A 21,561-nucleotide genomic window follows, 5' to 3' on the forward strand; every position below is an offset into this window, starting at 1 on the left:
CTGCTCAAGCCGGTCGTGTCGGAGAAGAGCTACGCGCTCCTGGACGAGAACAAGTACACGTTCATCGTCGACCCGAACGCCAACAAGACCCAGATCAAGCAGGCCGTCCAGGCGGTCTTCTCGGTCAAGGTCACCGGGGTCAACACGATCAACCGCATCGGCAAGCGCAAGCGGACCCGCACCGGCTTCGGCCAGCGTGCGGCGACCAAGCGCGCGATCGTGACCCTCGCCGAGGGCGACCGTATCGACATCTTCGGCGGTCCGACCGCGTAAGCGGGTCGGATCGTCCGATATCGGACGAGGACTGAGAAATGGGAATCCGCAAGTACAAGCCGACTACGCCGGGCCGTCGTGGCTCCAGCGTCGCCGACTTCGTCGAGGTCACGCGGTCCACGCCGGAGAAGTCGCTGGTCCGCCCGCTGCACAGCAAGGGCGGCCGTAACAACGCCGGTCGTGTGACCGTTCGCCACCAGGGTGGCGGACACAAGCGCGCCTACCGAGTGATCGACTTCCGTCGTCACGACAAGGACGGCGTGCCGGCGAAGGTCGCGCACATCGAGTACGACCCCAACCGCACCGCGCGCATCGCGCTGCTCCACTACGCGGACGGCGAGAAGCGCTACATCCTGGCGCCGAAGGGCCTGACGCAGGGCGACCGGATCGAGAACGGTCCCGGCGCCGACATCAAGCCCGGCAACAACCTGGCGCTGCGCAACATCCCGGTCGGTACGACGATCCACTCCGTGGAGCTTCGTCCGGGCGGCGGCGCCAAGTTCGCCCGCTCCGCCGGTGCCTCCGTGCAGCTGCTCGCGAAGGAGGGCACGATGGCCCACCTTCGTATGCCGTCCGGTGAGATCCGCCTGGTCGACCAGCGCTGCCGCGCCACGGTCGGCGAGGTCGGCAACGCCGAGCAGAGCAACATCAACTGGGGCAAGGCCGGCCGCAAGCGCTGGCTGGGCGTCCGCCCGACCGTTCGCGGTGTGGCGATGAACCCGGTTGACCACCCCCACGGTGGTGGTGAGGGCAAGACCTCCGGTGGTCGCCACCCGGTCAGCCCCTGGGGTCAGAAGGAGGGTCGTACTCGTTCGCCGAAGAAGGCTTCGAACAAGTACATCGTCCGCCGCCGCAAGACGAACAAGAAGCGCTAGGAGCGGGTTTAGATGCCGCGCAGTCTCAAGAAGGGGCCCTTCGTCGACGACCACCTGATCAAGAAGGTGGACGCCCAGAACGAAGCGGGCTCTAAGAACGTCATCAAGACCTGGTCCCGTCGCTCGATGATCGTCCCGGCCATGCTCGGCCACACGATCGCGGTGCACAACGGCAAGACCCACATCCCGGTGTTCGTCACCGAGTCGATGGTCGGCCACAAGCTCGGCGAGTTCTCGCCGACGCGCACCTTCCGGGGTCACGTCAAGGACGACCGGAAGTCGAAGCGCCGCTAAAGCGGATCGCATTCAGACACGTAAGTAACTGAGAGGGACAACCATGGAAGCCAGGGCCCAGGCGCGGTACATCCGCGTTACGCCCATGAAGGCCCGCCGCGTGGTGGACCTTATCCGTGGCATGGACGCCACGGAGGCTCAGGCTGTTCTGCGATTCGCTCCGCAGGCAGCCTCCGTGCCCGTCGGCAAGGTGCTCGACAGCGCCATCGCCAACGCCGCGCACAACTACGACCACACCGACGCCGACAGCCTCTTCATCTCCGAGGCGTACGTCGACGAGGGCCCGACCCTGAAGCGGTTCCGTCCGCGTGCCCAGGGCCGTGCCTACCGGATCCGCAAGCGGACCAGCCACATCACCGTGGTCGTCAGCAGCAAGGAAGGAACCCGGTAATGGGCCAGAAGGTTAACCCGCATGGGTTCCGGCTCGGTGTCACCACCGACTTCAAGTCGCGTTGGTACGCCGACAAGCTCTACAAGGACTACGTCAAGGAAGACGTCGCCATCCGTCGGATGATGACGTCCGGCATGGAGCGCGCCGGCATCTCCAAGGTGGAGATCGAGCGCACCCGTGACCGCGTGCGTGTGGACATCCACACCGCTCGTCCGGGCATCGTCATCGGCCGCCGTGGCGCCGAGGCCGACCGCATCCGCGGTGACCTCGAGAAGCTCACGGGCAAGCAGGTCCAGCTGAACATCCTCGAGGTCAAGAACCCCGAGACGGACGCTCAGCTGGTCGCGCAGGCCGTCGCCGAGCAGCTCTCCTCCCGCGTCTCCTTCCGTCGGGCCATGCGCAAGAGCATGCAGTCCGCCATGAAGGCCGGCGCCAAGGGCATCAAGATCCAGTGCGGCGGCCGCCTCGGCGGCGCCGAGATGTCCCGCTCGGAGTTCTACCGCGAGGGCCGCGTGCCCCTGCACACGCTCCGCGCGAACGTGGACTACGGCTTCTTCGAGGCCAAGACGACCTTCGGCCGCATCGGTGTGAAGGTCTGGATCTACAAGGGCGACGTCAAGAACATCGCCGAGGTCCGCGCCGAGAACGCTGCCGCCCGTGCGGGTAACCGCCCGGCTCGCGGTGGCGGTGCCGACCGCCCGGCCCGTGGTGGCCGTGGTGGCGAGCGGCGCGGTCGCAAGCCGCAGCAGGCTGCCGGCGCCGAGGCCCCCAAGGCCGAGGCCCCCGCCGCCGCTCCGGCTGAGAGCACCGGAACGGAGGCCTGACCGTCATGCTGATCCCCCGTAGGGTCAAGCACCGCAAGCAGCACCACCCGGGACGCAGCGGCGCTGCCAAGGGTGGCACCACGGTTGCGTTCGGCGAGTACGGCATCCAGGCGCTCACCCCGGCGTATGTGACGAACCGTCAGATCGAGGCCGCTCGTATCGCCATGACGCGTCACATCAAGCGTGGTGGCAAGGTCTGGATCAACATCTACCCGGACCGTCCGCTCACCAAGAAGCCCGCCGAGACCCGCATGGGTTCCGGTAAGGGTTCTCCTGAGTGGTGGATCGCCAACGTCAAGCCCGGACGCGTGATGTTCGAGCTGTCGTACCCCAACGAGAAGATCGCCCGTGAGGCGCTGACCCGTGCGGCCCACAAGCTGCCGATGAAGTGCCGGATCGTCAAGCGCGAGGCAGGTGAAGCGTGATGTCGGCCGGTACCAAGGCGTCCGAGCTGCGCGAGCTGGGCAACGAGGAGCTTCTGGCGAAGCTCCGCGAGGCCAAGGAAGAGCTGTTCAACCTCCGCTTCCAGGCGGCGACCGGTCAGCTCGAGAACCATGGCCGTCTGAAGGCGGTCCGCAAGGACATCGCGCGGATCTACACCCTGATGCGCGAGCGTGAGCTGGGCATCGAAACGGTGGAGAACGCCTGATGAGTGAGAGCAACGTGACTGAGCAGACTGCAGAGGCCCGCGGCTTCCGCAAGACCCGTGAGGGTCTGGTCGTCAGCGACAAGATGGACAAGACCGTCGTCGTCGCCGTCGAGGACCGCGTGAAGCACGCGCTGTACGGCAAGGTCATCCGCCGTACGAACAAGCTCAAGGCACACGACGAGCAGAACGCCGCGGGTGTCGGCGACCGTGTCCTCCTCGCGGAGACCCGGCCGCTGTCCGCGACGAAGCGCTGGCGCGTCGTCGAGATCCTCGAGAAGGCGAAGTAATCAAGCGGGGGTTCGCCCCCGCTGACCCCCGCCAGGGCTCCGGCCCGGGCACCCCGCCGGGGGCCGAGGTCCCCGGCGGACGGGTTCTTCCCTTTCAGAGGCGTAAGTAATTCCTGCGGGGCAACCTTCGCAGGACGGTTCCGCCAGGCTCGCAGGTTCGGCCCGAAAGGCCGCTGCGGGAACCGGCAGACAAACAGGAGATAGACGTGATCCAGCAGGAGTCGCGACTGCGTGTCGCCGACAACACTGGTGCGAAGGAGATCCTTTGCATCCGTGTGCTCGGTGGCTCCGGTCGCCGCTACGCGGGCATCGGTGACGTCATCGTCGCCACCGTCAAGGACGCGATCCCCGGTGGCAACGTGAAGAAGGGTGACGTCGTCAAGGCGGTCATCGTTCGCACCGTCAAGGAGCGCCGCCGTCCGGACGGCTCGTACATCCGCTTCGACGAGAACGCCGCCGTCATTCTGAAGAACGACGGCGACCCTCGCGGCACCCGCATCTTCGGCCCGGTCGGGCGTGAGCTGCGCGAGAAGAAGTTCATGAAGATCATCTCGCTGGCTCCGGAGGTGCTGTAAGCATGAAGATCAAGAAGGGCGACCTGGTCCAGGTCATCACCGGCAAGGACAAGGGCAAGCAGGGCAAGGTCATTGCCGCTTACCCGCGCGACGAGCGCGTCCTGGTCGAGGGTGTCAACCGGGTCAAGAAGCACACCAAGGCCGGTCCGACCGCCAGCGGTTCGCAGGCCGGCGGCATCGTCACGACCGAGGCGCCGATCCACGTCTCCAACGTCCAGCTGGTCGTTGAGAAGGACGGTCAGAAGGTCGTCACGCGTGTCGGTTACCGCTTCGACGACGAGGGCAACAAGATCCGCGTTGCCAAGCGGACGGGTGAGGACATCTGATGGCTACCACCACCACTCCGCGTCTCAAGACGAAGTACCGCGAGGAGATCGCGGGCAAGCTGCGTGACGAGTTCAAGTACGAGAACGTCATGCAGATCCCCGGCCTCGTGAAGATCGTGGTCAACATGGGTGTCGGCGACGCCGCCCGTGACTCGAAGCTGATCGAGGGCGCGATCCGCGACCTGACCACCATCACCGGTCAGAAGCCGGCCGTCACCAAGGCCCGCAAGTCCATCGCGCAGTTCAAGCTGCGCGAGGGTCAGCCGATCGGTGCCCACGTCACGCTCCGTGGCGACCGCATGTGGGAGTTCCTGGACCGCACCCTGTCGCTCGCGCTCCCGCGCATCCGCGACTTCCGCGGTCTGTCCCCCAAGCAGTTCGACGGCCGTGGCAACTACACCTTCGGTCTCACGGAGCAGGTCATGTTCCACGAGATCGACCAGGACAAGATCGACCGTACCCGGGGCATGGACATCACCGTGGTCACCACGGCGACCAACGACGCTGAGGGCCGCGCGCTCCTTCGTCACCTCGGCTTCCCGTTCAAGGAGGCGTGAGCGAGATGGCGAAGAAGGCTCTGATTGCCAAGGCTGCTCGCAAGCCCAAGTTCGGTGTGCGTGGCTACACCCGCTGCCAGCGCTGCGGCCGTCCGCACTCCGTGTACCGCAAGTTCGGCCTGTGCCGCGTGTGCCTTCGTGAGATGGCTCACCGTGGCGAGCTGCCGGGCGTGACCAAGAGCTCCTGGTAATCCCCTACTTGGGGATACCTGAAGCTCTCGGTAAGCAAAGGGTTTGGTCAGGGGCCCATCCCTCCATGGCTTAGGCTGGGAGGGTTGGGCGCCTTGACGCCCGTACGACTTACTACGCCGTAGGTCCACCGCACCGCACCCGCCTCGTCTCGGATCGAGGAGAGGGATGGGCACCTGGAAACCCCGGCGAGAGAGGCCGAAGGCCAATTCATGACCATGACTGATCCGATCGCAGACATGCTGACGCGTCTGCGGAACGCGAACTCGGCGTACCACGACTCCGTGACGATGCCGGCGTCCAAGATCAAGTCTCACATCGCGGAGATCCTCCAGCAGGAGGGCTTCATCACGGGCTGGAAGATCGAGGACGCCGAGGTCGGCAAGAACCTCGTCCTCGAGCTGAAGTTCGGCCCGAACCGTGAGCGCTCCATCGCGGGCATCAAGCGGATCTCCAAGCCCGGTCTCCGGGTGTACGCGAAGTCCACCAACCTGCCCAAGGTCCTCGGTGGCCTCGGCGTGGCGATCATCTCCACGTCGCACGGTCTCCTGACCGACAAGCAGGCCGGCAAGAAGGGCGTGGGTGGGGAAGTCCTCGCCTACGTCTGGTAGCGGAAGGGAACGGAGGAAACAGCTATGTCGCGCATCGGCAAGCTCCCCATCGCGGTTCCCGCCGGCGTGGACGTCACCATCGACGGCCGTACGGTCTCGGTCAAGGGCCCCAAGGGCTCGCTGACCCACACCGTCGCATCGCCGATCGACATCGCCAAGGGTGAGGACGGCGTGCTCAACGTCACCCGCCCCAACGACGAGCGTCAGAACAAGGCCCTGCACGGCCTGTCCCGCACGCTGGTGGCGAACATGATCACCGGCGTGACCCAGGGTTACGTGAAGAAGCTCGAGATCAGCGGTGTCGGTTACCGCGTTACGGCCAAGGGTTCGAACCTCGAGTTCGCGCTCGGCTACAGCCACCCGATCACCGTCGAGGCGCCCGAGGGCATCACCTTCAAGGTGGAGACCCCGACCCGCTTCTCGGTCGAGGGCATCGACAAGCAGAAGGTCGGCGAGGTTGCGGCCAACATCCGCAAGCTGCGCAAGCCCGACCCGTACAAGGCCAAGGGCGTCAAGTACGAGGGCGAAGTCATCCGCCGCAAGGTCGGAAAGGCGGGTAAGTAAGCCATGGCATACGGGCAGAAGATCCTCAAGGGCGACGCCTACAAGCGCGCCGCGATCAAGCGCCGCCACATCCGGATCCGCAAGAAGGTGTCCGGTACGGCGGAGCGTCCCCGTCTGGTCGTGACCCGCTCGAACCGCCACATCGTGGCGCAGGTGATCGACGACCTCAAGGGCCACACCCTGGCTTCGGCGTCCACACTGGACACGTCGATCCGCGGTGGCGAGGGCGACAAGTCCGCGCAGGCCAAGCAGGTCGGCGCCCTGGTCGCCGAGCGTGCCAAGGCCGCCGGTGTCGAGGCCGTCGTGTTCGACCGTGGTGGCAACCAGTACGCCGGGCGCATCGCCGCCCTGGCGGACGCCGCCCGCGAGGCCGGGCTCAAGTTCTGAGCCGCTTGTAGCTAGCGGAAAGAGAGAGGTAATCCAATGGCTGGACCCCAGCGCCGCGGAAGCGGTGCCGGTGGCGGCGAGCGGCGGGACCGGAAGGGCCGTGACGGCGGCGCTGCTGCCGCCGAGAAGACCGCGTACGTTGAGCGCGTCGTCGCGATCAACCGCGTCGCCAAGGTTGTGAAGGGTGGTCGTCGCTTCAGCTTCACCGCGCTGGTCGTGGTGGGCGACGGTGACGGCACCGTGGGTGTCGGTTACGGCAAGGCCAAGGAGGTGCCGGCCGCCATCGCCAAGGGCGTTGAGGAGGCCAAGAAGCACTTCTTCAAGGTCCCCCGTATCCAGGGCACCATCCCGCACCCCATCCAGGGTGAGAAGGCTGCCGGCGTCGTGCTGCTCAAGCCCGCGTCCCCCGGTACCGGTGTTATCGCCGGTGGTCCGGTGCGTGCCGTGCTCGAGTGCGCCGGTATCCACGACGTGCTGTCGAAGTCGCTCGGCTCCGACAACGCGATCAACATCGTGCACGCGACCGTGGCGGCCCTGAAGGGTCTGCAGCGTCCCGAGGAGATCGCGGCCCGCCGTGGTCTGCCGCTCGAGGACGTCGCCCCCGCGGCTCTTCTCCGTGCGCGTGCCGGGGCGGGTGCGTAATCATGGCGCAGCTCAAGATTACGCAGGTCAAGTCCTACATCGGCAGCAAGCAGAACCACCGTGACACCCTGCGGTCGCTTGGTCTCAAGGGGATCAACACCGTGGTCGTCAAGGAGGACCGCCCCGAGTTCCGCGGCATGGTGCACACCGTCCGCCACCTCGTGACGGTCGAGGAGGTCGACTGATCATGGCGGAGAACAACCCGCTCAAGATCCACAACCTCCGTCCCGCCCCGGGCGCCAAGACCGCCAAGACCCGTGTCGGTCGTGGTGAGGCGTCGAAGGGTAAGACGGCCGGTCGTGGTACCAAGGGCACCAAGGCCCGCTACCAGGTTCCGGAGCGCTTCGAGGGTGGGCAGATGCCCCTCCACATGCGTCTTCCGAAGCTGAAGGGCTTCAAGAACCCGTTCAAGACCGAGTACCAGGTCGTGAACCTCGACAAGCTGGCCTCGCTCTACCCCGAGGGTGGCGAGGTCACCGTCGAGGGTCTGGTGGCCAAGGGCGCCGTTCGCAAGAACGCGCTCGTCAAGGTCCTCGGCCAGGGCGAGATCTCCGTGGCGCTGCAAGTGACGGTCGACGCCGTCTCCGGCTCCGCCAAGGAGAAGATCACCGCCGCCGGCGGCACCGTCACCGAGCTCGTCTGACACCACTCAGGCGATCGCTCGATGACATGAACGATCCCGACCGGGGATATCCCACAAAGGGGTATCCCCGGTTGGTCGTTCCACGGGGAGCTGTGCCGCCGGTAAGGTAGCCTGCACCGTTCGTTATTCGTATCCGTCGAACCTCAAGACCGTCACCCTTGACGCAGTTGCGCGGGGGTCGCAGGAGGCACCGTGCTCACCGCGTTCGCCCGGGCGTTCAAAACGCCCGACCTGCGCAAGAAGCTGCTCTTCACGCTGGGCATCATCGTGGTCTACCGGGTCGGTACCCACATCCCGATCCCTGGCGTCGACTACACGTCTGTTCAGCAGTGCGTAAAGGAGGCCTCTGGCAACCAGGGGCTCTTCGGCATGATCAACATGTTCAGCGGTGGCGCGCTGCTGCAGATCACGATCTTCGCGCTCGGCATCATGCCGTACATCACGGCGAGCATCATCCTGCAGCTGCTGACCGTGGTGATCCCACGCCTGGAAGCCCTGAAGAAGGAGGGCCAGGCGGGTACCGCGAAGATCACGCAGTACACCCGTTACCTGACGGTGGCCCTCGCCATCCTGCAGGGCACCGGCCTGGTGGCCACCGCCCGCAGCGGCGCGCTCTTCGGCCAGTGCTCGGTCGGCAGCCAGATCGTGCCGGACCGCTCGATCTTCACCACCATCACGATGGTCATCTGCATGACGGCCGGCACCGCCGTCGTCATGTGGCTCGGTGAGCTCATCACCGACCGCGGCATCGGCAACGGCATGTCGATCCTGATGTTCATCTCGATCGCGGCGACCTTCCCGTCCGCGCTGTGGGCCATCAAGAAGCAGGGCACGCTGGCCGGCGGCTGGATCGAGTTCAGCACCGTCATCCTCGTGGGCTTGGTCATGGTCGGGCTGGTCGTCTTCGTCGAGCAGGCCCAGCGCCGGATCCCGGTGCAGTACGCGAAGCGCATGATCGGCCGCCGTTCCTACGGTGGTACGTCGACCTACATTCCGCTGAAGGTCAACCAGGCGGGTGTGATCCCCGTCATCTTCGCGTCGTCGCTGCTCTACATCCCGGCGCTGGTCGCGCAGTTCTCCGGCGGGAACTCCAGCTGGAAGGTCTGGATCAACGACAACCTGACCAAGGGTGACCACCCGATCTACCTGGTCAGCTACTTCTTGCTGATCGTTTTCTTCGCGTTCTTCTATGTGGCGATCTCCTTCAACCCCGAGGAAGTCGCCGACAACATGAAGAAGTATGGTGGCTTCATCCCGGGCATCCGGGCTGGCCGACCGACCGCTGAGTACCTGAGTTACGTGCTCAACCGGATCACCTGGCCGGGTTCGCTGTATCTGGGTCTGATCGCTCTCGTTCCAACGATGGCGTTGGTCGGGTTCGGGGCATCCGGTAACTTCCCCTTCGGCGGGACGAGCATCCTGATCATCGTGGGTGTGGGTCTCGAGACGGTGAAGCAGATCGAGAGCCAGCTCCAGCAGCGCAATTACGAAGGGTTCCTCCGCTGATGCGAATCGTCCTCGTCGGGCCGCCGGGAGCCGGCAAGGGAACGCAAGCCGTTCGCCTTGCCGAGAAACTGCGCGTCCCGCACATCTCCACGGGCGACCTGTTCCGGGCCAACATCAGCCAGCAGACGGAGCTCGGGAAACTCGCGAAGTCCTACATGGACGCCGGCAATCTCGTCCCCGACGAGGTCACCATCGCGATGGCGAAGGACCGCATGGAGCAGCCGGACGCCGAGGGCGGCTTCCTGCTCGACGGTTTCCCGCGCAATGTCTCGCAGGCCGAGGCGCTGGACGAGCTGCTGAAGACCGAGGCCATCAAGCTGGACGCGGTACTCGACCTCGAAGTCCCCGAGGAAGAGGTCGTCAAGCGGATCGCCGGCCGCCGTATCTGCCGCAACGACTCCTCGCACGTCTTCCACGTGACGTACAGCCCGCCGAAGAAGGAAGGCGTCTGCGACGTCTGCGGCGGTGAGCTGTACCAGCGGGACGACGACTCCGAGGAGACGGTCCGCACCCGGCTCGAGGTCTACCACACGCAGACCGAGCCGATCATCGACTACTACAAGTCGCAGGGCCTGGTCGTCACGATCTCGTCCCTCGGCCCGGTGGACGAGGTCACGAAGCGGGCCCTGGAGGCCCTCAAGCGCGAGGACGACGGCAAGTAGCCGTCAGCCAGTCACGGCCGTGGCACCCGAGAGGGCGTCACGGCCGTACTGTTGTGTTGGTAACCGGTTGACGCAGTTGAGCAGTAGCGGAAGTAGACGGAGAGCGCAGGCCCCCATGGTGCAGATCAAGAGCCCCGAGCAGATCGCCAAGATGCGGGAGGCGGGGCTGGTCGTCGCCGCCATCCACGCGGCCACCCGTGAGGCGGCGGTGCCCGGAGCCAGCACCAAGGATCTGGACGAGGTCGCGCGCAAGGTGCTCGCCGAGCACAACGCCAAGCCCAACTTCCTCGGGTACGGCGGCTTCCCGGCGACGATCTGCACCTCCGTCAACGAGGTCGTCGTCCACGGCATCCCGTCCGAGGACGTGGTCCTCAAGGACGGCGACATCATCTCCATCGACTGCGGCGCGATCGTGGACGGCTGGCACGGGGACGCGGCCTACACCGCCTTCGTGGGCTCGGGCCACGCTCCCGAACTGATCGAGCTCTCCCGGGTGACCGAGGAGTCGATGTGGGCCGGCATCGCGGCCATGAAGCTGGGCAACCGGCTGGTCGACGTCTCCCGGGCGATCGAGACGTACATCCGCCGCCAGCCGAAGCCGGGTGGCGGCAAGTACGGGATCATCGAGGACTACGGCGGCCACGGCATCGGGACCGAGATGCACATGGACCCGCACCTGCTGAACTACGTCGACCGCCGCCGCGGCAAGGGTCCCAAGCTGGTCCCGGGCTTCTGCCTCGCCATCGAGCCGATGGTCTCCCTGGGCACCCCGAAGACCGAGGTCCTCTCCGACGACTGGACGGTCATCACCACGGACGGCACCTGGTCCTCGCACTGGGAACACTCGGTCGCCCTGACCGAGCAGGGCCCCCTGGTCCTCACGTCCCCGGACGGCGGCAGGGCCAAGCTGGCGGAACACGGGGTCACGGCTGCGCCGGACCCGCTGGGCTGAGCCGGCCCGAGCCCGCCCCGCCCGCCGTGCATACCATGCCGACGGGTGGGGCATCGTCATGAGAAGGCCGTGGACCCACAGTGAATTCGTCTTTCGGGATGCGCTGACGTAGACTGACTCGTCGGCTCTCGTGCATCCGCATGTCCGCATGCGCCCGCAGGGGCACAGCGGGAGAGTCGATCAAGGTAGTCGATTCGAAGGGCGAAGCGTGGCCAAGAAGCAAGGTGCCATCGAGATCGAGGGCACTGTCGTCGAGTCTCTTCCGAACGCCATGTTCAAGGTCGAGCTCCAGAACGGCCACCAGGTCCTGGCACACATCAGCGGCAAGATGCGTATGCACTACATCCGCATCCTCCCTGACGACCGGGTCGTGGTGGAGCTGTCTCCGTACGACCTGACGCGTGGCCGGATCGTCTACCGCTACAAGTAGATCCCTCTGACTCGGAGAACCTCGATCCCATGAAGGTCAAGCCGAGCGTCAAGAAGATCTGCGACAAGTGCAGGGTGATCCGCCGTCACGGCCGGGTCATGGTCATCTGCGAGAACCCGCGCCACAAGCAGCGCCAGGGCTGACGTAACGACCTCCCTCTGCGGTTTCGCAGGGCTTCGCGCGACGCGAGCTGAATATGTTCATACGCAGGATCCAGACGGGCGGCAGCCCGGCTGACACCCCCGGTTCGGAGGCCGGGGACCCGGTTCGTACCTGATACGGCGGCCGGGAACCGATTCTGTGGAAGACCTCCGAAGACCACCAGGAGCCATTGAATGGCACGCGTTTCCGGTGTTGACATCCCGCGCGAAAAGCGCGTGGAGGTCGCCCTCACCTACGTGTTCGGCATCGGCCGGACGCTCTCTCAGCAGACGCTGGCAGAGACGGGCATCGACCCGAACACCCGTGTTCGTGACCTGAGCGAAGAGCAGCTCGTCGCGATCCGCGAGTACGTGGACAACAACATCAAGACCGAGGGTGACCTCCGTCGCGAGATCCAGGCCGACATCCGCCGCAAGGTCGAGATCGGCTGCTACCAGGGTCTCCGTCACCGTCGTGGTCTGCCCGTCCGCGGTCAGCGCACCAGCACCAACGCCCGCACCCGCAAGGGCCCGCGTCGCGCCATCGCCGGCAAGAAGAAGCCGGGCAAGAAGTAGTCCTCGCAGCGGTCCCACCAGCTGCCGTAGGACCGACCACCTCCCGTAGGAGATTTCTACATGCCCCCCAAGGGTCGTCAGGGCGCTGCCAAGAAGGTGCGCCGCAAGGAAAAGAAGAACGTCGCTCACGGCCACGCGCACATCAAGAGCACGTTCAACAACACGATCGTCTCCATCACGGACCCGTCCGGCAACGTGATCTCCTGGGCCTCCGCCGGCCACGTCGGTTTCAAGGGCTCCCGGAAGTCCACGCCGTTCGCCGCGCAGATGGCCGCCGAGTCGGCTGCCCGCCGCGCCCAGGAGCACGGCATGCGCAAGGTCGACGTGTTCGTCAAGGGCCCGGGTTCCGGTCGTGAGACCGCCATCCGCTCCCTGCAGGCCACGGGCCTCGAGGTCGGCTCCATCCAGGACGTCACCCCGACCCCGCACAACGGCTGCCGTCCGCCTAAGCGTCGTCGCGTCTGACGCGGTCGCTTTTCGGGCTTTCGGGCGGTATGGCTCTCGTACGAGGCCGTACCGCCCGTACCCTTGCAGTACCCGCGTCTTTCATGGGCGCGGTTTCCGTCGGGCGTCAAATAGCGGGCGTCCACGAAAGAAGGATCTGATCCACACATGCTGATCGCTCAGCGTCCCTCGTTGACCGAAGAGGTCGTCGACGAGTTCCGCTCCCGGTTCGTGATCGAGCCGCTGGAGCCGGGCTTCGGCTACACCCTCGGCAACTCCCTCCGCCGCACCCTCCTGTCGTCGATCCCCGGTGCCGCTGTCACCAGCATCCGCATCGACGGCGTCCTGCACGAGTTCACCACCGTGCCGGGCGTCAAGGAGGACGTCACCGACCTGATCCTCAACATCAAGCAGCTGGTCGTCTCCTCGGAGCACGACGAGCCGGTCGTGATGTACCTGCGCAAGCAGGGCCCGGGTCTGGTCACCGCCGCCGACATCGCGCCCCCGGCCGGTGTCGAGGTGCACAACCCCGACCTGGTCCTCGCCACGCTCAACGGCAAGGGCAAGCTGGAGATGGAGCTCACGGTCGAGCGTGGCCGCGGTTACGTCTCCGCCGTGCAGAACAAGCAGGTGGGCCAGGAGATCGGCCGTATCCCGGTCGACTCCATCTACTCGCCGGTTCTGAAGGTCACGTACAAGGTCGAGGCCACGCGTGTCGAGCAGCGCACCGACTTCGACAAGCTGATCGTCGACGTCGAGACCAAGCAGGCGATGCGTCCCCGTGACGCCATGGCCTCCGCCGGTAAGACCCTGGTCGAGCTGTTCGGTCTCGCCCGCGAGCTGAACATCGACGCCGAGGGCATCGACATGGGCCCGTCCCCGACGGACGCGGCGCTGGCGGCCGACCTCGCGCTTCCGATCGAGGAGCTCGAGCTGACCGTCCGCTCCTACAACTGCCTCAAGCGCGAGGGCATCCACTCCGTGGGTGAGCTCGTTGCGCGTTCCGAGGCCGACCTCCTGGACATCCGCAACTTCGGTGCGAAGTCCATCGACGAGGTCAAGGCGAAGCTGGCCGGCATGGGCCTGGCCCTGAAGGACAGCCCGCCCGGATTCGACCCCACGGCCGCTGCCGACGCCTTCGGCGCCGACGACGACGCGGACGCGGGTTTCGTGGAGACCGAGCAGTACTGAGCAGTACCTGATCGGTTGATGCCGGTGAGCGTCCGCTCATCGGGTTCCTGACCCCGGTACCTGATACGGCCGGGGCAGACACACAGGAGAAGAACAATGCCGAAGCCCACCAAGGGTGCCCGTCTGGGCGGCAGCGCCGCGCACGAGAAGCTGCTCCTCGCGAACCTCGCGAAGTCGCTGTTCGAGCACGGCCGTATCACCACCACCGAGGCGAAGGCCCGCCGCCTGCGCCCGTACGCCGAGCGTCTGGTCACCAAGGCGAAGAAGGGCGACCTTCACAACCGCCGCCAGGTGCTGCAGGTCATCACGGACAAGAGCGTCGTCCACACGCTCTTCACCGAGATCGGCCCGCGCTACGAGAACCGTCCGGGTGGCTACACCCGCATCACCAAGATCGGTAACCGCCGTGGCGACAACGCGCCCATGGCTGTCATCGAGCTGGTCGAGGCGCTGACGGTTGCGCAGCAGGCCACGGGTGAGGCGGAGGCCGCGACGAAGCGTGCCGCGAAGGACGCCGAGTCCGCTGCCGCTCCGGTTGCCGAGGAGACCAAGGTCGATGTGACCAAGGACGCCGAGGGCTCCGCCGAGGAGACCAAGGACGCGTAAGCGTCTGCGGGGTGCTGTTCGGTTGGCGGCTGCGGGTTCGTGGTGGCTGATCGCGCAGTTCCCCGCGCCCCTGAGGGGGCGCGTCAGCGGGTCCGTTCCTTTCCAGGGGCGGGCCCGCTTTTGTGTTTTGAGAGGATCTCTGGGTGAGTGATGAGGTAGAGCCCGGTCATGTCCGCGTTCGTCTTGACCTGTCGTATGACGGGAGCGAGTTCTCCGGGTGGGCCAAGCAGGCCGGGGGGCGGCGGACCGTACAGGGGGAGATCGAGGATGCTCTGCGGACCGTCACGCGGTCGGGGGACGTGTCGTACGAGCTGACCGTGGCCGGGCGGACGGACGCCGGGGTGCATGCGCGGGGGCAGGTGGCGCATGTGGATCTGCCGGAGGCGGTCTGGCGTGAGCATCACGAGAAGCTGCTGAAGCGGCTCGCCGGGCGGCTGCCGCGGGATGTCCGGGTGTGGGCGCTCAGGGAGGCGCCCCAGGGCTTCAACGCCCGTTTCTCGGCCGTCTGGCGGCGCTATGCGTACCGGGTGACGGACAACCCCGGGGGAGTGGACCCGCTGCTGCGCAACCATGTGCTGTGGCACGACTGGGCGCTCGACGTCGACGCCATGAACGAGGCGGCCCGAGGGCTGCTGGGTGAGCACGACTTCGCCGCCTACTGCAAGCGGCGGGAGGGGGCCACCACCATCCGTACGCTGCAGGAGCTGAGCCTGGAGCGGGGGGCGGACGGGATCATCACGGCCACCGTGCGGGCCGACGCCTTCTGCCACAACATGGTGCGCTCGCTGATCGGGGCGCTGCTGTTCGTCGGGGACGGGCACCGCGGGCCGGACTGGCCGGCCAAGGTGCTGGCGGCCGGCGTACGGGACTCGGCCGTGCACGTCGTACGGCCGCACGGGCTGACGCTGGAGGAAGTCGGGTATCCGGCGGACGAGTTGCTGGCCGCGCGCAGCAAGGAGGCGCGCAACAAGCGGTCGTTGCCGGGGTGCGGCGGGTGCTGAGAGGGAGCTCCGCCCCCGGCCGGTGGCCGGGGGCGGAGCTCGTGCTCACTGCTTGACGGTGAAGTACTGCCAGGCGCCCCACGTGCTGGGGTTGGTGGTGTCCGTGCTGCTGTGGACGTACTCCGCTGCGATGCGGAATTTGCTTCCCACGGAGTTCGTCAGGGACATCTGGTGACGGCCGGTGCTGGTGGAACTCAGGGCCGCGCACGGAGTGGTGGTCTGCGTGTGCCAGGCGCCGCTGTAGTAGCGCTGCACACGGAAGAGGATGCACTGGCCGGCCTTGTTGGGTGTGACGGTGACGTCCAGCTGCTCCTTGGCGGTGTGGTGGTACACCCGGTAGAGGGTGCTGCCGTAGTGCGTGCTCGTGTAGTAGCCGGAGAGCGTCTCCGAGACCCGTACCTGGGTCTGCGCGGTTCGGGCGACGGTCTTCGGGGCGTACCGGTAGTCGCCGGCGAACACCGCGCTGAACGTGGTGTTGCGAGTGAGCTTGTAGGACCCGGCCAGGTTGCCGTTGCTGTCCACCGTCCCCGACTTCACCAGGACCGACGTGCCGCCGAACGGCTGGGCGTAGATCGCCACCGTCCGCTTGTTGTACGTCGTACCGAGGTGAGCGGTGATCTTCGCGGTCTGGCCGTACGCGTACGTCGCGTGGTCGGTCGCGATGGTCAGGGACGCCGCGGTCCGGGAGACCTGGACGGTGGCGCTGGTGCTGCCTGCCTGGTGCGAGACGTCGCCGCCGTAGGTCACCTTGTAGGTGTTGGCGCCGCCGATCTGCGGGGTGTCCGAGAAGGTGAACGAACCGTCCGCGGCGACCTTGGCGTCGGCGAGTGCGGTGCCGGAGGTGTGGCCGAGGTCGGTCTTCGTGACCTTGACGACCCCGCCGGCGGCGAAGGGCGCGCCGGAGACCGTGCCGGACACGGTCAGCTTCTGCGCGCGGGTGGACGTGGCCGGGGCCGTCATGGTGACCGTGGTGGCCAGCTTCGACGCCTGGACGAGGCTCGTCGTGCTCGCCGGGTCGTGGGTCGCGTCCCCGGCGTAGCTCGCGGCGTAGGTGTAGGTTCCCTCGGCCGGCGGGGTGTCGGTGAAGCTGAGGGAGCCGTCCGCCTTCGTCGTCACGTCGGGGAGCGCTGTCCCGTTCCGGGTGATGTGCACCGGCTGACCTGCGGGGAGCGCCGCGGTCGAGGCCAGGGTGCCGGTGACGGTCAGCGGTCGGCCGGGGACGGCCGTGCTCGGGGTGGTGAGGTGGAGCGAGGTGGCCGCTGCCGGCCCCTGGGCGATGACCGGACCGCTCACCGTCTGCACGTCGGCACTGGCGGCCGTGGCGCCCGAGAAGGCGAGGAGCGCGGTGGACGTCAGCGTCGGCGTCGTGTCCGACACCTGTGTCCCGTCGACCCAGACGTACAGATGACCGGCGGCCACCTGGACGTCGACCTGGTGCGTGCCCTGGCGCAGTGAGGTGCTGAGGCGGACCAGCGACTGGTAGTCGATCGTCGAGGAGCCGGCCGAACTGCGGCCGACGCCGACGAAGTTCTGGGCCTTGAGCGTGTCGTTCCAGGCGGTGGCGAGCGCGACCACCGTACCCGGTCGTCCAGCGACGCCGAGGCTGTCGCCGGCGCCGCCGAGCGCCGAGGCGGAGTTCTGGGCCGGGTCCAGCAGAGCGAGCGTCATGCCCTTCCCGCCGGTGCCGGGGCCGAACTTCGTGGTGAAGGTGGCCCGCAGACCGTCGGTGCGCAACGGCTTGGTGTACACCGCCGTGCCCGCCAGGTTGCTCGTCGCCGGGGTCAGCTGGACACCGCCGCCGTCGGCCTGCACCGCCGAGCCGTTGGTCTGCCACTGCCCGTCGGCGGTCGAGGTGGTCGTCGCCGTGCCGGTACCGGTGCCCTTGATCTGCACGTACATGGCGCCCTGGCTGTTGCCGTTGGCGTCGGTCCCGGTGCCGGTGACCTCGTAGGAGGCGCTCAGATCCGCGGCCGACCGCGGAGTGAACGTCACGCTCTGCACCGCGGTCTGCTCAGGACCGATGACCAGGCCCTCCGAGAGCTGTACCGGGCTGTTGAAGTCGCCCGTCGGCGCCTTGGCCTTGGTCACCGTCACCGGGATGTTGCCGGTGTTGGTGATGGTGAACGACAGCGACTTCGAGCTGCCGATCGGGACCTTGCCGAAGTCCAGCGAGCTCGTGGAGAACTCGAGGTGTCCCTGTCCCGTGATGGCCGTCCCGCTGACCGGCACGCTCAGCGTGTGCGGGGCGCCGCCGCTGCTGCTGCTGACCACGAGCGCGTCGCTGTCGTTCTGCTCACCGACTGGCGTATAGGTGACGGAGAGCACGAAGGACCCACCGGCCGGTACGACCGTCCCCGCGCTCGGCAGTCCGGAGGTGGAGAAGGCGCCGCCGGGGGAGTCGACCGCGTTGATGGTCTCCGGTTCGGTGCCGGTGTTGGTCACCTGGAGGTTCAGCGTCGAGGTGCTGCCGGTGGGCACGTCCCCGAAGTCCAGGGCGGCGGGTGCCGCTCCCAGGCCGGGCCTGGTGCCGACGCCGTGGAGCGCGAAGACCAGCTTCTGGCCGTCCGAGAGGTTCGCGGTCAGCGTGCCGTTGATGCCGCCGGTGGTGGTGGGGGCGAAGCTGATCGGCACGTCCAGGGTGGCGTTGGCCGCCAGTGCCGTGGGCTGCGCGGGGGTCGGGACGACGGACGGGTCCACCGAGAACCCGCTGGAGGCGGTGAGGCCGGTGACGCTGACGTCCTGCGTGGCCGTCAGCGTCATCCGGCCCGAACCGGTGGCGCCCACACCGACCTGACCGAAGTCCAGCGAGGTCGCGGTCAGCGCGGTCCTGGCCGGGCTGCCGAAGCCGTAGAGCACACCGTCCCGGGTGCCGACGTAGACCTTGCCGCCCTCGGCGGTCGGCGTGCTGAACTTCGTCGCGGTGCCGATCGGCGCGGACCACAGCAGCTGGAGCAGTCCGTTGCCGTCGGGGGTGGGACTGTAGGCGCGCAGGGTGCCGTTGGCGCCGGAGGCGTTGCTCGCGGACGTCATCCACACCAGCGCGCTGGACTCGTCGGTGCCGTTGGACGTGACCAGGGGAGAGCCGCTGGTGTAGCCGAAGGTGTCCTGGCTCTGGCCGGTGAGGGTGAGCGTGGGCGTACCGCCGTTGCGCACGCCGTACTTGAGGGCGCGCAGCGGCCCCTGGTTGCCGACGACGTAGACGTAGCCGCCGTCGCCGCCCCAGAACGCCGGGTGTCCCCACATGCCCTGGTAGGGGCCGGAGACGCTCACCGCGGCGTCGCCGCCCTGGGGTCCCTGGCCCATGCCGCCGAGGTTGTCGCGGTCGAGCAGGAACACCCGCCCGTCCTTGCCCTGCTGGACCAGCAGGTGCGGGTGCTCGCTGGTGCCGAAGCCGTCCGGCAGCGCCATCGGGGCGCCCGAGGAGATGTCCTGGTCGTTGAGGTCCAGGGTGGCGGCGTTGCTGGGGCTGAAGAAGTCGGCCGTGCTGAGGCTGTTGTCCGCGCCGACCTGGAGGCGTACGACGGACTCGGCCAGGGTTCCCTGGACGGTCTTGCCCGGGCCGGGCGCCGGGCTGATGCCGTTGCCGGTGCTGAAGAAGATCCGGCCGGAGCCGTCCGAGACCAGTCCGCCGCCCGCCTGCCAGATGCCGGCGCCGCCGGTGCCGGCCCCGGTCGTGGTGGCCCACATCGAGGTGATGCTGTGCTTGGTGGTACTCACCCCGACGACGTAGCCGCGGTAGGGCCAGGCGTCGCAGTGGGCGCCGAAGCCCGCGTAGACGACGCCGTCCATCAGCAGCAGGCCGGGGCGCTGCTGCTGGTAGTAGGCGTCGAAGGGGGTGCTCGGGTCGTTGACGGGGCTTCCGGCGATGGTGACGGGCCACCCCGGGCGCTCGGCGCCGGAGGCCGGGTCCACCGCGTGCATCAGCCAGGTCGGGTGGCGGTGCGTGGATGTGCCGTCGTCGACCTTGGTGGTGAAGTAGAGGGCGTTGGTGGACGGGTCGTAGACGGGGGTCGCGGTCGCCCCGATGTTGGGCACCAGGTCACCGCAGCCGATCGCCGAGGCAGGCCAGGACGGTCCGTAGTTCTTGCTCCACTTGATCGCACCGGTGGTGCGGTCGAGGCCGTACAGGGTGTTGCTCTCGGTGACCGCGATCACCTGGTCGCCCAGGACCAGCGGCTGGGCGTAGATCTGACCGTCGAGCTGGGTGGCGAAGAGCCGACCGAAGGCGGAGGACTGGACGACCGCCGGGGAGAGCGAGGATTCGTCCCGGTCCCAGTTGGTGCGCAGGTTGTCGACACCCTGCGTGCTCTGGTCGGCCTGGGCCGACGAAGCCACCAGGCTGATCATCGTGCCGATCAGCGCGGCGATGGCCGCGGCCACGACGGACAACGACCACGTACGCCGCCGGTTGCGATGACGGCCACCGCGTGCGGGCATGGAAAACCCGGGCAAATCGGGACCCCCCTCGGGTTCGCACCCGGAACGGTCACGGGCACGGCACAAACGTGAAGACTAAGTGGTTGTTCCTATCATCAGTTGAGGTTTTTGGGCACTATGGGGCGCGTTTCGCTTCGGCATCGTCAGCGGGAATGGCGTGTTCTCAGCCCGTGCCGACGAGCGTGCCCTTCACGAACTTCGTGTTGGCGGAGCCGCTCTGCCACGGGGACGTGACGCCCTGAAGGTGGCCCGAGTTCACCACGACATAGGCCGAGTTGTCGGCGCGCACGCCGTACTGGGGGCTCACGGCTCCCGCTCCGTCGTCGTCCTTGCCCGTGAGGACGACCAGGCCGTCGGCGATGACCTTGCACAGGGAACTCGCCACCCCCAGCCCCGCGTACCCGCCGCCACCGGACCCGGCGTTCTTGCCGTCCCGGGTGAGTTGCACGGCGGACAGCAGGAGGACGCCGGTGGTGTCCGTCGCGTGGACGTACATGCCGTGCCAGCCGTTCCGGTCGGTGGAACAGGCGACCATCTTGATCACTCCGGGCACGGACTCGATATCGAACCCGTGCTTCGAGGACCACTCCGCGCGGCAGCTGGTGAAGGAGGAGTTGCCCGCGCCCGACATCCACCAGCCGCAGCCGCCGACCCCCAGGACGTACACGTCGTGGAAGACGGAGTCGGTGGAGTTGTTCAGCACGATGCCGTGCGAGCCGGTCCACAGGACGGAGACGCGGTCGTAGTGCAGGCAGAACGGCGCCTGGGGGCCCCCAGTGACGTCGAAGTTGTACCAGGTGTTGATCCCGATGCCGGTGACCGCACGGACGTGGACGTCGCGCAGTTGCAGGTGCTGGATCTGCCCCGTGGCACGGATGCCGTCGATCTCCGCTCCACCGCGCGGCAGGTCGGAGCCGTCGATGGACAGCGAGAAGACGCGCTGCGCGTTGGCCTGCATCGAGTAGCCCCCCAGCTGCTGGTCCAGGATCTCGACGACGGCGTGCCCCGTGAACGAGGGCAGGGGGCGCAGGCCGGCCACCGGGTTCTGGGCGCCCGGCTGGGACTCACCGCCGGCGTGCGAACCCTGGAGGGTCACATACGGGCCGATGCGCAGCGGAGCGCTCGTGCGGTACACCCCTGCGGGGAGCACGGTGACATTGCCCGGCCGGCAGGCGTCCAGTGCCGCCTGGATCGCCGCGGTGTCGTCGGTGGTGCCGTCGCCCTTGGCGCCGTGGTCCTTGACGTTCACCCATCACTCGTCATGTGGTGCCCCCTGGGTGGTCGGAGATCGTCGATCAGCACCTCCCATCAGAGGGCAGAACGGTGTGCCCGGGGCACTGGATGTGAAACCTGTTAGCTATCCCTCATTTCGCAGAAGATAACGGACATAGGGGTACCTACTTCCCGTACGTGTCCAACCAACTCTTACGCCTTTCACATAACTCGGATAATCTTTCGCAACTCGGCCGTAGGTTCGACAGGGGTGGCCGAAAACGGTGGGGGTCGACGGGCCGGTAGGGGCCCATGGG

At 67.3% G+C, this 21,561-nt stretch carries 30 protein-coding genes; 28 read left to right on the forward strand and 2 right to left on the reverse strand.

The window, feature by feature from the left end; all coding sequences use genetic code 11:
- From rplW to truA, 28 genes are all read left to right on the forward strand, one after another.
- Window positions 1–273 (forward strand): 50S ribosomal protein L23 (gene rplW / locus ABZZ74_RS07150; RefSeq protein WP_356762315.1); only part of this gene is annotated, 273 nt, incomplete at its 5' end.
- 38 nt (window positions 274–311) lie between these two features.
- Entirely contained in the window at window positions 312–1,148 is an 837-nt protein-coding gene (gene rplB / locus ABZZ74_RS07155; RefSeq protein WP_058923763.1) for a 50S ribosomal protein L2, read from the forward strand.
- Window positions 1,149–1,160: 12 nt separating this feature from the next.
- Window positions 1,161–1,442: a 30S ribosomal protein S19 gene (gene rpsS / locus ABZZ74_RS07160; RefSeq protein ID WP_007384069.1), complete on the forward strand. Its 282-nt coding sequence runs from the start codon at window positions 1,161–1,163 to the stop codon at window positions 1,440–1,442.
- A gap of 43 nt (window positions 1,443–1,485) precedes the next feature.
- Window positions 1,486–1,833: a 50S ribosomal protein L22 gene (gene rplV / locus ABZZ74_RS07165; protein ID WP_003974262.1), complete on the forward strand. Its 348-nt coding sequence runs from the start codon at window positions 1,486–1,488 to the stop codon at window positions 1,831–1,833.
- Entirely contained in the window at window positions 1,833–2,657 is an 825-nt protein-coding gene (rpsC, locus tag ABZZ74_RS07170) for a 30S ribosomal protein S3 (RefSeq protein ID WP_062023386.1), read from the forward strand. Before rplV ends, rpsC begins: the two co-directional genes overlap by 1 nt.
- A 5-nt stretch (window positions 2,658–2,662) precedes the next feature.
- Window positions 2,663–3,082: a 50S ribosomal protein L16 gene (gene rplP / locus ABZZ74_RS07175; protein ID WP_007494765.1), complete on the forward strand. Its 420-nt coding sequence runs from the start codon at window positions 2,663–2,665 to the stop codon at window positions 3,080–3,082.
- Window positions 3,082–3,306, forward strand: coding sequence for a 50S ribosomal protein L29 (rpmC, locus tag ABZZ74_RS07180; protein ID WP_007494763.1), 225 nt, complete (start codon window positions 3,082–3,084; stop codon window positions 3,304–3,306). The genes rplP and rpmC overlap by 1 nt, the downstream gene beginning before the upstream one ends.
- Complete coding sequence (gene rpsQ / locus ABZZ74_RS07185; RefSeq protein WP_007384073.1) at window positions 3,306–3,593, forward strand: 30S ribosomal protein S17; 288 nt, start codon at window positions 3,306–3,308, stop codon at window positions 3,591–3,593. The genes rpmC and rpsQ overlap by 1 nt, the downstream gene beginning before the upstream one ends.
- Before the next feature lie 206 nt (window positions 3,594–3,799).
- A complete protein-coding gene (gene rplN / locus ABZZ74_RS07190; RefSeq protein ID WP_003998823.1) occupies window positions 3,800–4,168 on the forward strand; it encodes a 50S ribosomal protein L14 in 369 nt (122 codons plus the stop codon).
- Between the two features lie 2 nt (window positions 4,169–4,170).
- A complete protein-coding gene (rplX, locus tag ABZZ74_RS07195) occupies window positions 4,171–4,494 on the forward strand; it encodes a 50S ribosomal protein L24 (protein ID WP_133043289.1) in 324 nt (107 codons plus the stop codon).
- Window positions 4,494–5,051, forward strand: a complete 558-nt coding sequence (gene rplE, locus ABZZ74_RS07200; protein ID WP_020135807.1) for a 50S ribosomal protein L5 — start codon at window positions 4,494–4,496, stop codon at window positions 5,049–5,051. The genes rplX and rplE overlap by 1 nt, the downstream gene beginning before the upstream one ends.
- 5 nt (window positions 5,052–5,056) lie before the next feature.
- On the forward strand, window positions 5,057–5,242 hold the full coding sequence (locus ABZZ74_RS07205; RefSeq protein ID WP_003948630.1) for a type Z 30S ribosomal protein S14: 186 nt from the start codon (window positions 5,057–5,059) through the stop codon (window positions 5,240–5,242).
- 210 nt (window positions 5,243–5,452) lie between these two features.
- Window positions 5,453–5,851, forward strand: coding sequence for a 30S ribosomal protein S8 (rpsH, locus tag ABZZ74_RS07210; RefSeq protein WP_007494756.1), 399 nt, complete (start codon window positions 5,453–5,455; stop codon window positions 5,849–5,851).
- A gap of 24 nt (window positions 5,852–5,875) precedes the next feature.
- On the forward strand, window positions 5,876–6,415 hold the full coding sequence (gene rplF / locus ABZZ74_RS07215) for a 50S ribosomal protein L6 (RefSeq protein WP_208777379.1): 540 nt from the start codon (window positions 5,876–5,878) through the stop codon (window positions 6,413–6,415).
- Between the two features lie 3 nt (window positions 6,416–6,418).
- Window positions 6,419–6,802, forward strand: coding sequence for a 50S ribosomal protein L18 (gene rplR / locus ABZZ74_RS07220; protein WP_208777378.1), 384 nt, complete (start codon window positions 6,419–6,421; stop codon window positions 6,800–6,802).
- Between the two features lie 36 nt (window positions 6,803–6,838).
- Window positions 6,839–7,444, forward strand: a complete 606-nt coding sequence (rpsE, locus tag ABZZ74_RS07225) for a 30S ribosomal protein S5 (RefSeq protein WP_324936594.1) — start codon at window positions 6,839–6,841, stop codon at window positions 7,442–7,444.
- A gap of 2 nt (window positions 7,445–7,446) precedes the next feature.
- Window positions 7,447–7,629 carry a 50S ribosomal protein L30 gene (gene rpmD / locus ABZZ74_RS07230; RefSeq protein ID WP_003998814.1) on the forward strand — a complete coding sequence of 61 codons (183 nt, stop codon included), beginning with the start codon at window positions 7,447–7,449 and terminating at the stop codon, window positions 7,627–7,629.
- 2 nt (window positions 7,630–7,631) lie between these two features.
- Window positions 7,632–8,087, forward strand: coding sequence for a 50S ribosomal protein L15 (gene rplO, locus ABZZ74_RS07235; protein WP_133043286.1), 456 nt, complete (start codon window positions 7,632–7,634; stop codon window positions 8,085–8,087).
- A 192-nt stretch (window positions 8,088–8,279) separates the two neighbouring features.
- Window positions 8,280–9,593 (forward strand): preprotein translocase subunit SecY, encoded by a 1,314-nt coding sequence (secY, locus tag ABZZ74_RS07240; RefSeq protein ID WP_356762316.1) that lies wholly within the window; start codon window positions 8,280–8,282, stop codon window positions 9,591–9,593.
- Window positions 9,593–10,255: an adenylate kinase gene (locus ABZZ74_RS07245; protein ID WP_356762317.1), complete on the forward strand. Its 663-nt coding sequence runs from the start codon at window positions 9,593–9,595 to the stop codon at window positions 10,253–10,255. The genes secY and ABZZ74_RS07245 overlap by 1 nt, the downstream gene beginning before the upstream one ends.
- A gap of 115 nt (window positions 10,256–10,370) precedes the next feature.
- Window positions 10,371–11,207: a type I methionyl aminopeptidase gene (gene map / locus ABZZ74_RS07250; RefSeq protein ID WP_356762318.1), complete on the forward strand. Its 837-nt coding sequence runs from the start codon at window positions 10,371–10,373 to the stop codon at window positions 11,205–11,207.
- A 208-nt stretch (window positions 11,208–11,415) separates the two neighbouring features.
- Window positions 11,416–11,637 carry a translation initiation factor IF-1 gene (gene infA / locus ABZZ74_RS07255; protein ID WP_003948620.1) on the forward strand — a complete coding sequence of 74 codons (222 nt, stop codon included), beginning with the start codon at window positions 11,416–11,418 and terminating at the stop codon, window positions 11,635–11,637.
- 29 nt (window positions 11,638–11,666) lie between these two features.
- Window positions 11,667–11,780 (forward strand): 50S ribosomal protein L36, encoded by a 114-nt coding sequence (gene rpmJ / locus ABZZ74_RS07260; protein WP_003998809.1) that lies wholly within the window; start codon window positions 11,667–11,669, stop codon window positions 11,778–11,780.
- Window positions 11,781–11,972: 192 nt separating this feature from the next.
- Window positions 11,973–12,353, forward strand: coding sequence for a 30S ribosomal protein S13 (gene rpsM, locus ABZZ74_RS07265; protein ID WP_020135802.1), 381 nt, complete (start codon window positions 11,973–11,975; stop codon window positions 12,351–12,353).
- Between the two features lie 60 nt (window positions 12,354–12,413).
- The gene (gene rpsK, locus ABZZ74_RS07270) at window positions 12,414–12,818 is read left to right on the forward strand and encodes a 30S ribosomal protein S11 (RefSeq protein ID WP_003956432.1); all 405 of its coding nucleotides are present in this window, start codon (window positions 12,414–12,416) and stop codon (window positions 12,816–12,818) included.
- Between the two features lie 147 nt (window positions 12,819–12,965).
- Window positions 12,966–13,988 carry a DNA-directed RNA polymerase subunit alpha gene (locus tag ABZZ74_RS07275; protein ID WP_003966937.1) on the forward strand — a complete coding sequence of 341 codons (1,023 nt, stop codon included), beginning with the start codon at window positions 12,966–12,968 and terminating at the stop codon, window positions 13,986–13,988.
- Between the two features lie 96 nt (window positions 13,989–14,084).
- Window positions 14,085–14,594 carry a 50S ribosomal protein L17 gene (gene rplQ, locus ABZZ74_RS07280; protein WP_356762319.1) on the forward strand — a complete coding sequence of 170 codons (510 nt, stop codon included), beginning with the start codon at window positions 14,085–14,087 and terminating at the stop codon, window positions 14,592–14,594.
- Between the two features lie 143 nt (window positions 14,595–14,737).
- Window positions 14,738–15,595, forward strand: coding sequence for a tRNA pseudouridine(38-40) synthase TruA (gene truA / locus ABZZ74_RS07285; protein WP_356762320.1), 858 nt, complete (start codon window positions 14,738–14,740; stop codon window positions 15,593–15,595).
- A 45-nt stretch (window positions 15,596–15,640) separates the two neighbouring features.
- On the opposite strand, the gene ABZZ74_RS07290 is transcribed toward truA, so the two are convergent.
- Both ABZZ74_RS07290 and ABZZ74_RS07295 read right to left on the reverse strand, forming a co-directional pair.
- Window positions 15,641–19,975 carry a choice-of-anchor D domain-containing protein gene (locus ABZZ74_RS07290; protein ID WP_356762321.1) on the reverse strand — a complete coding sequence of 1,445 codons (4,335 nt, stop codon included), beginning with the start codon at window positions 19,973–19,975 and terminating at the stop codon, window positions 15,641–15,643.
- A 220-nt stretch (window positions 19,976–20,195) separates the two neighbouring features.
- Window positions 20,196–21,281, reverse strand: coding sequence for a glycosyl hydrolase family 28-related protein (locus tag ABZZ74_RS07295; protein WP_356762322.1), 1,086 nt, complete (start codon window positions 21,279–21,281; stop codon window positions 20,196–20,198).
- Window positions 21,282–21,561 lie beyond the last annotated feature (280 nt).

The organism is Streptomyces sp. NPDC006476 (assembly GCF_040612015.1).
GTDB classification, from domain to species: Bacteria; Actinomycetota; Actinomycetes; order Streptomycetales; family Streptomycetaceae; genus Streptomyces; species Streptomyces griseorubiginosus_B.

Excerpts from the sequence above, each read along its gene's own strand:
- rpsH (WP_007494756.1), top strand. The coding sequence starts at position 5,453 with ATGACCATGACTGATCCGATCGCAGACATGCTGACGCGTCTGCGGAAC.
- rplO (WP_133043286.1), top strand. The coding sequence starts at position 7,632 with ATGGCGGAGAACAACCCGCTCAAGATCCACAACCTCCGTCCCGCCCCG.
- rplQ (WP_356762319.1), top strand. The coding sequence starts at position 14,085 with ATGCCGAAGCCCACCAAGGGTGCCCGTCTGGGCGGCAGCGCCGCGCAC.
- rpsS (WP_007384069.1), top strand. The coding sequence starts at position 1,161 with ATGCCGCGCAGTCTCAAGAAGGGGCCCTTCGTCGACGACCACCTGATC.
- rplP (WP_007494765.1), top strand. The coding sequence starts at position 2,663 with ATGCTGATCCCCCGTAGGGTCAAGCACCGCAAGCAGCACCACCCGGGA.
- rpsQ (WP_007384073.1), top strand. The coding sequence starts at position 3,306 with ATGAGTGAGAGCAACGTGACTGAGCAGACTGCAGAGGCCCGCGGCTTC.
- rplB (WP_058923763.1), top strand. The coding sequence starts at position 312 with ATGGGAATCCGCAAGTACAAGCCGACTACGCCGGGCCGTCGTGGCTCC.
- rpsM (WP_020135802.1), top strand. The coding sequence starts at position 11,973 with ATGGCACGCGTTTCCGGTGTTGACATCCCGCGCGAAAAGCGCGTGGAG.
- rplE (WP_020135807.1), top strand. The coding sequence starts at position 4,494 with ATGGCTACCACCACCACTCCGCGTCTCAAGACGAAGTACCGCGAGGAG.
- map (WP_356762318.1), top strand. The coding sequence starts at position 10,371 with ATGGTGCAGATCAAGAGCCCCGAGCAGATCGCCAAGATGCGGGAGGCG.
- rpmD (WP_003998814.1), top strand. The coding sequence starts at position 7,447 with ATGGCGCAGCTCAAGATTACGCAGGTCAAGTCCTACATCGGCAGCAAG.
- rpsC (WP_062023386.1), top strand. The coding sequence starts at position 1,833 with ATGGGCCAGAAGGTTAACCCGCATGGGTTCCGGCTCGGTGTCACCACC.
- ABZZ74_RS07275 (WP_003966937.1), top strand. The coding sequence starts at position 12,966 with ATGCTGATCGCTCAGCGTCCCTCGTTGACCGAAGAGGTCGTCGACGAG.
- rpmC (WP_007494763.1), top strand. The coding sequence starts at position 3,082 with ATGTCGGCCGGTACCAAGGCGTCCGAGCTGCGCGAGCTGGGCAACGAG.
- rpsE (WP_324936594.1), top strand. The coding sequence starts at position 6,839 with ATGGCTGGACCCCAGCGCCGCGGAAGCGGTGCCGGTGGCGGCGAGCGG.
- rpmJ (WP_003998809.1), top strand. The coding sequence starts at position 11,667 with ATGAAGGTCAAGCCGAGCGTCAAGAAGATCTGCGACAAGTGCAGGGTG.
- ABZZ74_RS07205 (WP_003948630.1), top strand. The coding sequence starts at position 5,057 with ATGGCGAAGAAGGCTCTGATTGCCAAGGCTGCTCGCAAGCCCAAGTTC.
- rplF (WP_208777379.1), top strand. The coding sequence starts at position 5,876 with ATGTCGCGCATCGGCAAGCTCCCCATCGCGGTTCCCGCCGGCGTGGAC.
- rplV (WP_003974262.1), top strand. The coding sequence starts at position 1,486 with ATGGAAGCCAGGGCCCAGGCGCGGTACATCCGCGTTACGCCCATGAAG.
- rplR (WP_208777378.1), top strand. The coding sequence starts at position 6,419 with ATGGCATACGGGCAGAAGATCCTCAAGGGCGACGCCTACAAGCGCGCC.
- rplX (WP_133043289.1), top strand. The coding sequence starts at position 4,171 with ATGAAGATCAAGAAGGGCGACCTGGTCCAGGTCATCACCGGCAAGGAC.
- ABZZ74_RS07245 (WP_356762317.1), top strand. The coding sequence starts at position 9,593 with ATGCGAATCGTCCTCGTCGGGCCGCCGGGAGCCGGCAAGGGAACGCAA.
- rpsK (WP_003956432.1), top strand. The coding sequence starts at position 12,414 with ATGCCCCCCAAGGGTCGTCAGGGCGCTGCCAAGAAGGTGCGCCGCAAG.